This is a genomic window from Embleya sp. NPDC059237 (genome assembly GCF_042754105.1).
Lineage (GTDB): Bacteria > Actinomycetota > Actinomycetes > Streptomycetales > Streptomycetaceae > Embleya.
In genome coordinates, this window is the sequence record NZ_JBHZAE010000048.1 from 1 (window position 1) to 6,008 (window position 6,008).

General features: G+C 69.9%; 7 protein-coding genes. 3 read left to right on the forward strand and 4 right to left on the reverse strand.

Features of this window, described 5'->3' with window-relative positions:
- Positions 1–998: 998 nt before the first annotated feature.
- On the forward strand, positions 999–1,928 hold the full coding sequence (locus ACFXKZ_RS52160; RefSeq protein ID WP_380015592.1) for a hypothetical protein: 930 nt from the start codon (positions 999–1,001) through the stop codon (positions 1,926–1,928).
- On the opposite strand, the gene ACFXKZ_RS52165 is transcribed toward ACFXKZ_RS52160, so the two are convergent.
- The gene (locus ACFXKZ_RS52165) at positions 1,849–2,424 is read right to left on the reverse strand and encodes a hypothetical protein (protein ID WP_380015595.1); all 576 of its coding nucleotides are present in this window, start codon (positions 2,422–2,424) and stop codon (positions 1,849–1,851) included. The two genes, ACFXKZ_RS52160 and ACFXKZ_RS52165, sit on opposite strands and share 80 nt — an antisense overlap.
- Before the next feature lie 79 nt (positions 2,425–2,503).
- Positions 2,504–2,734, reverse strand: a complete 231-nt coding sequence (locus tag ACFXKZ_RS52170; RefSeq protein ID WP_380015598.1) for a hypothetical protein — start codon at positions 2,732–2,734, stop codon at positions 2,504–2,506.
- 86 nt (positions 2,735–2,820) lie between these two features.
- Between ACFXKZ_RS52170 and ACFXKZ_RS52175 the strand changes: the two genes are divergently transcribed.
- A complete protein-coding gene (locus tag ACFXKZ_RS52175; protein WP_380015601.1) occupies positions 2,821–3,231 on the forward strand; it encodes a hypothetical protein in 411 nt (136 codons plus the stop codon).
- 1,427 nt (positions 3,232–4,658) lie between these two features.
- On the opposite strand, the gene ACFXKZ_RS52180 is transcribed toward ACFXKZ_RS52175, so the two are convergent.
- Both ACFXKZ_RS52180 and ACFXKZ_RS52185 read right to left on the reverse strand, forming a co-directional pair.
- Complete coding sequence (locus ACFXKZ_RS52180; RefSeq protein ID WP_380015610.1) at positions 4,659–5,078, reverse strand: chorismate mutase; 420 nt, start codon at positions 5,076–5,078, stop codon at positions 4,659–4,661.
- 140 nt (positions 5,079–5,218) lie between these two features.
- Positions 5,219–5,404 carry a hypothetical protein gene (locus ACFXKZ_RS52185; RefSeq protein WP_380015604.1) on the reverse strand — a complete coding sequence of 62 codons (186 nt, stop codon included), beginning with the start codon at positions 5,402–5,404 and terminating at the stop codon, positions 5,219–5,221.
- A 250-nt stretch (positions 5,405–5,654) separates the two neighbouring features.
- Here ACFXKZ_RS52185 and ACFXKZ_RS52190 point away from each other — a divergent pair.
- The coding region (locus ACFXKZ_RS52190; RefSeq protein WP_380015607.1) for a hypothetical protein at positions 5,655–6,008 on the forward strand (354 nt) is incomplete at its 3' end.

The following is a 6,008-nucleotide window of genomic DNA, read 5'->3' on the forward strand; positions in this document are numbered from 1 at the left end:
ATGCAATACCGACCAGCCCTCCTCGACGGCTTCATCGCCGAAACCGGACTGGTCCCGGCCCCGCCGTAGTCACCCCAAACCGAAAATCTCAGTAGTCGATCGAGTCGAGCTCTTCGGGTGGTCTCACGCCGGCGAACTGTAACGCCCGGGACCGCCATCACACGGTGCACTGCGTACGACGAGGAACAGGCGCCCCTCGCCGCAGCGCGGTCGTCCCGGGGTGCTCGGCCGAAGGCCGAACCTTCCGGATCTGCCTGGGTTGAGCTTGATCCGGACCGACATCGGAGTCGTGCCTGCACGGGAATCGCTCGCCTCGCGCCTGCCGAACGCCCTAGGCGCCGGGCCGATTCGCTCGGGCCCGAGAGTCTGGCTCGCGCTCGCGTCGCCGGTCTGGCGGGCGGTCCAAGCGAGCAGGCGGCCGCGTTTACGGGTGTGGCCGATGCGGCGGAGGGCGACGATGCCCAAAACCAGCCCGACGGGCAGGAACACGCCGAGGAGTACGGCGAGCCGGTCGTACGGCGGCTTCGGTGCGGCGTCGTTCAGCGGGGACAGGGCCGCGATGTCGCTCGGGGAAAAGGGAGTTCTCGGGGTCACCACGACCTTCTCCCTCGGCTCGGGTGGCGGCAACGGGCAGAGTAGGACGCGGATCGATCCACGCGCTCGGGGGTTGGTTCTCGGCCCCACCGCCGTCGGGTTCGCCACGTGGGCATCGCCCCTGGCGTTTTACGGCCCAGGCGGTTGCGCGTGGGCACAAGAGCCGACCCGTCCTGCAGGGAGAGTGCGCCGACGCCGCGGGCCGGCCCAGGCACCAGCCACGAACTCGTTGCCGGTACTGAGAGGTTCGACAAGAGTCCCTGGGATATCCCACCGCCGGGACACTCGCCGCGTCGCCGTGTTCGACCCCCGGGCGGTGGTGGGGGTTTCGCTGCACGGCACGTCGCGATGCGGGGGTGGGCGATGGACGCCGTGCGCACGAACCGGGAGGCCTGGGGGATCGGGTGGCGTGGAGGGGTGTCCGCACCGGTCGGATCGCCACGAACGCGGCCGCAGGTGTCGCCGTCCTGGTCCTGGCGGTGATCATGACGGTCGTGGGCTCGGCCGGGGTAAACGGGCCGCTCACGACGCGCCGATGGGTCCTGCTGTTCGCCCTGGCCAGCATCGGCCTGGTCCTCGCGCTGGCCCCCGCCCACCTCGCACATACCCAGACCCGACGCCGCATCGAGATGGGCCCGGACGCACTCGTCCTGCACGACGCGTACACCACCGTCGCCTTGCCCTGGGACACGATCGCCGGGAGCACCCTGACGCTGCGCCCGGGACGGCGCCCCGACGCCGGGACGGTGCGACTGGACGTGCGCCTGCGCGACGGCACACCCCACAGCCGCTCCATGTACTACGTCGAGGAGGCCATGTTCCGCGATCTGGCCCTGGACCTGTACCCGGGAACGGCCGCTTCCGGCGCCGGGTACACGGTCTGCGGACCCCGGACGATCACCGACGAGATCAGCGCCCCTGAGGGCACGCACGACGCCGTCCCGCCCGCAGGGCCCACCTCCCGGGCCGCCCGCACCGAACAGCGGGCCACGCCACACCCCGCCCGGCCGGCCCGCACCGCCTGCGTGACCCGGCGAAGGAGGAAGGCGATGTGGGGGACGCCGTCATCAGTGGCGGGGGAGGTGCCGGGACGATCGGTCCGTGCGGCGCGCGACATCCCGCTGGATGCTCGCGACGAGCCCGCACGCAGCCGGCCGATCCGCAGCGTGCCGCGGCGACCGTTTCGTCGGACGGAACTCGCCTGTCGGACGACATCGCGATCGGTCCGACGGGTGCGGGTACGGCGATGGAGTTTCAGGGTGCGGGGTGATCGGCGAGGGCTTCGGCGAGGAGGGTTCGCCAGTGTCGGGCTTTCGGCCGGGACACGCCCTTGAGGATCGGGGGGACGTCGAGGGGGTTCTCCCGGTCGACGAGGAGGAGCCGGCACAGGAACTCGACCATGCCGCAGTCGTACACCCGCCACTCGCCGCTCTCCTCGTGGACGACGGTTCGCCAGGAGTTGGGATTGGTGTCGTCGACGAGCCATCCGAGGGTGTCGCCGCCGCCGGTCGCGCCCCACGGCCAGAACGCGCAGCCGCGCGCGACCAAGTCGGACGGCCCCGTCCGCTCCCACGCCTCGCACATGCCTGCGGTGGCCGTTTCCACCGTGCCAGGGGGGAATTCGGGTGACCACGCCCCTTCCGGAGGCGAGATGCCCAGCCATTCCTCCGCGATCCCCACGCACCCGTACACGCGCATGAAGGCCACGTAGTCCTGCGGGTACGCGTCCTCGCCGGCAACACCCGCGCGGGGAACGAACGTCTCTCCCGACCCCGGCTCCGGCGGTATCAACGACGTCAGCACGCCGAACCAGTCACCAGTAGCGTCCACGACTATCCCCTTCGTCTACCGAGTCGCGCGCCACCCTTCCACACCCCACCCATGGTCGACGTCCTTCGGCGGCGGGGTTTCAGGCTCCGACGGGGTCGGCCGTGTCGAAGGCGTGGCGCAACGTCTGGTGGGCCCAGTCGTGGGGGAACGCGAGGCCGGCGGCGTAGCCGCAGCTGATGGTGAGGTTCGCTGCGACACCGGGCGACAGGCGACGACCCGGGGCGTAGCGTGCGGTTGTTTCGGGCCCGGTGCCGCCGCCCGCGGTCACGCGGACGAACAGCGGGCCGTCGGGCCCCTGGACGCGGCGCACGCCGTCCCACAGCGTGCGTCCGGCCGCGGCCGGGCAGACGGCCGGATCCGGGCCCCACGGGTCTCGACCACCTGGCGTCGTCGCATGTGCTGCCGCACGACGGCGACCAGCAGGGCGTGTTCGTGTACGGTCAGGTCGCCCGTGTCGAGGGCGACCAGTTCGGAGACCGTCGCGTCGCAGGCGTACCCCAGGAGTACCAGCGCACGGGCGCGCACGCACAGCGGCGAGGTGCAATCGTGCGCGGTCACCATGTCACGCGGACCGTCGGGGACAAAACCATCGAACCGGACTCGGGAGACGGCATCCGTCGGCGCGTCGGGCCTGTCGGTCATCGCACCTTCGTACCCGATTCGGCCCCGGAGATCATCCGCGTTTCCGCCGACGCCGATCCGGGCGGTCACGGCCGTCACGACGCGGTCGCGGGCTGCTGCGACGACGACGGGGCCGGAAACGTCCAGCACACGTCGCACATTATCCCACGGAGCCCGCCGCGGTGAGATCGCGAACGGCGAACGGCGAACGCCGTTGTCGGCGACGGAGTTCGGGCTCGACTCGGTCCCGACACAAGGGGAGGTCGTGCGCCATACCGGTTTCACATCGGCTGCCTCCTGGTGGTCGTGGCCGCGAGCACGGCCTCGTCTGTTTCGATCCGCAGGGCGAACGTCTGCGGCCGTGAACCGGCCGTCCCCGGGCGGGTGGCCCGGCGGCGGTCAGACTCACTCGACGGGGCGGAACGGCGTCCTGTGGCCCACACCGTCGACGACGACCGTCTCCCTGAGACGACTCGAGGGAAGTCGTTCGGTTCTGCCGTTCGCCGGACCGCCGACGAACGTCACCAGCACCGGCGGCATCCCCGTGAACCACGCGGCGGCGCGGTCACAGCCTGGCCGTTCGGCACCTCGGGGAACGGGACAGAGAGTCTTCGACGCGTTGTGAGGAATTGCTGCCCGTCGTCGGTTGGATGGCGATGCGGGTGCGACCGGCGGGCATCGGTGGGTATGGGAATGCGCCTGATCCCGGTGCCCTGCATCATGGGATGCGTGGACGAAGAGCTTTCCGAGGACGAGATGCGCGACCTTGTCGAAGCGAACGAGGACGACGCCGAACCCGACTGGTGGGACGACTTGTACGACTTCTCCACGGCCTGACCCCGGTGAGGGGCGAGCGCGTGGTCGTCGCGATCGACGTGCACGTGTTCGCGTCGGAGATGTGGCGCAGGACGCGGCCGGACAAACGCCGCCCGGGGATGCCGGCGCGCTGGCACCTGGAGGTGCGTTCGCGCACCTGGCCGCCGAGTTGCGCAGGTTGGGACTCCTGCATCGTGCGCGAGAGGTCGACGCCGGGTATCTGGCGAACAACCGACCTGAGGTTGGCGGGCGGCCGGTGTTGGCCCGCTGCAGGGAGCCGAGCGGTACCGCAAGCAGTGCTTTCCGAGACGGATGGGCTCAATCGGGGTAGCTGACGCCGGGGAGTCCCACTGCGTCGTAGAGGTGGTGCAGCCAGCCTCTGGCGAAGGCGTGCTCGATGCCAGCGGGGTCGGCGATGAGACGCGCGCTGCCCGGGTTTCGGTGGTGCGTCGGCGGAGTTCCCGCTGGGTGAGCACGGGTGCTGGACATCCTCTCCAGAGAGGCCGAAGCTCCTCATCCAAGGTGTTCGTCAAAGTGGATCAAGCCCACATGGATCCCCAAGCGAGTAACAGCGGCTCGTCCTGCTGGACGTCGCGCACGGCGAACCCGTACTCCACTGCCTCATGCTCGCCCTGGCCTACGATGCGGCCCTGAGGCGCGACGAGTTCTGCTTGTTGTCCGGACCGACGACCTCGATCCGGCTCACCGGACCCTGCGCGTCCGGGCGGAGACGACGAAGTCCCGGTACGAGAGCGTGTCGTTGCGTACTCCGCGTCGACCGGGGTCCTGCCGTCGGACTACCTCGCGTGTCGGGCCACGATCCGTCGGGCCCGTGGGCCGTTGTTCCTGCGGGAGTCGGCGATGGCCTTGTGGTGGTGGATCACTTCGGTGACGAGGAAGTCGAGGAACTTTTCCGCGATGTCGGGATCGAGGTTGGCGCTCTCGGCGAGCGGGCGCAGCCGCCGGATCTGGGCCGCCTCGCGGGCGGGGTCCACAGGTGGCAGTCGGTGCTCGGCCTTGAGCACACCGACCCGCTTGGTGCACTTGAACCGCTCGGCGAGCAGATAAATCAAGGCGGCATCGATGTTGTCGATGCTGTCACGCAGTTCGAACAGTTCGGCGGGCTTTTCGGGCGCCTCGCCCGATCGATCGTCAGTGGTTCCGTCGGCCACGACGGGTGACCCGGACTGCGACTTCGCCTGTGTTCGACGGTTCATCGGTGCCTTCTCGAGAGGTACGGGCGATTGCTGTGGCGGGGCATTCGAGGACGTGTTGGCCCAGGCAGAGCAGGGCGTCGGGGCCGCGCGGGTGAGCGCGGACTTCTCGAGGATCAGCAGGTCCTTCACCACCGGGTCGATCACGTCGTTCCAGTGGTCGCTGGCGTAGACGACGGCGTACGCTCGACGCGCTGCGCCGCGTTGTGGAACCGCCGGATCCGGATGTAGCCGTCCGGGTCCTCCTCGTTGGTGAAGGACGCGGGGATCGTCATTCCCTCCGAGGTCTGGAAGGGGATCACGACCTCCTCCATGTAGCGGACCGCCACGTCCGCGACATTGCCTGACGCGGTAGGAATCTGAGCGTGCCCATCTGTACACGACCGAAAGGCAACTCGGCTTGCCGAGACGGGTGAATGCACACCTTCGACGGGTTTGGACCTGTGGCCCATGCCAGTCCTGGCCAGTGGGAAATCCGTCTGCCCGAGAGGGCTGGGCAAGGACACTACGGCAGTCATAGGCGGCGTGCACGCGGGGTGCGGTCGGATCACGGTCCCTCGATTTCCTTCACAGGCGGTCTTGTCGTCCGGGGTGCCGGTCAGGGTTTCGCTCGAGCTGCTGCAACGGATCCGCAGGTCTCATGCGGGGTCCGGCGTCGCGGCACCAGAGTCAGCCGGGATCGCCGCGGCGGCCGAGGCCGGCGCGGTCACCCCGGGCCTGGCCGAACCCATCGCCCCGGGGCGAGCGCTGTGCATGGCGAAGCCGTCGTCACGGCGCCGTCGGTTGGCGCGCCGCCCGGGCTTCAGCGGCGCGTCGGCGGAGGTTGGACCCCGCAAGTGCCGGTGGGACGTGGGCGACGTCGATGGGTCCGACGTCGGTTCCCGGCGGCACGATCTCGTCGATGCGGTCGAGCAGGTCGTCGTCGAGGAGCGT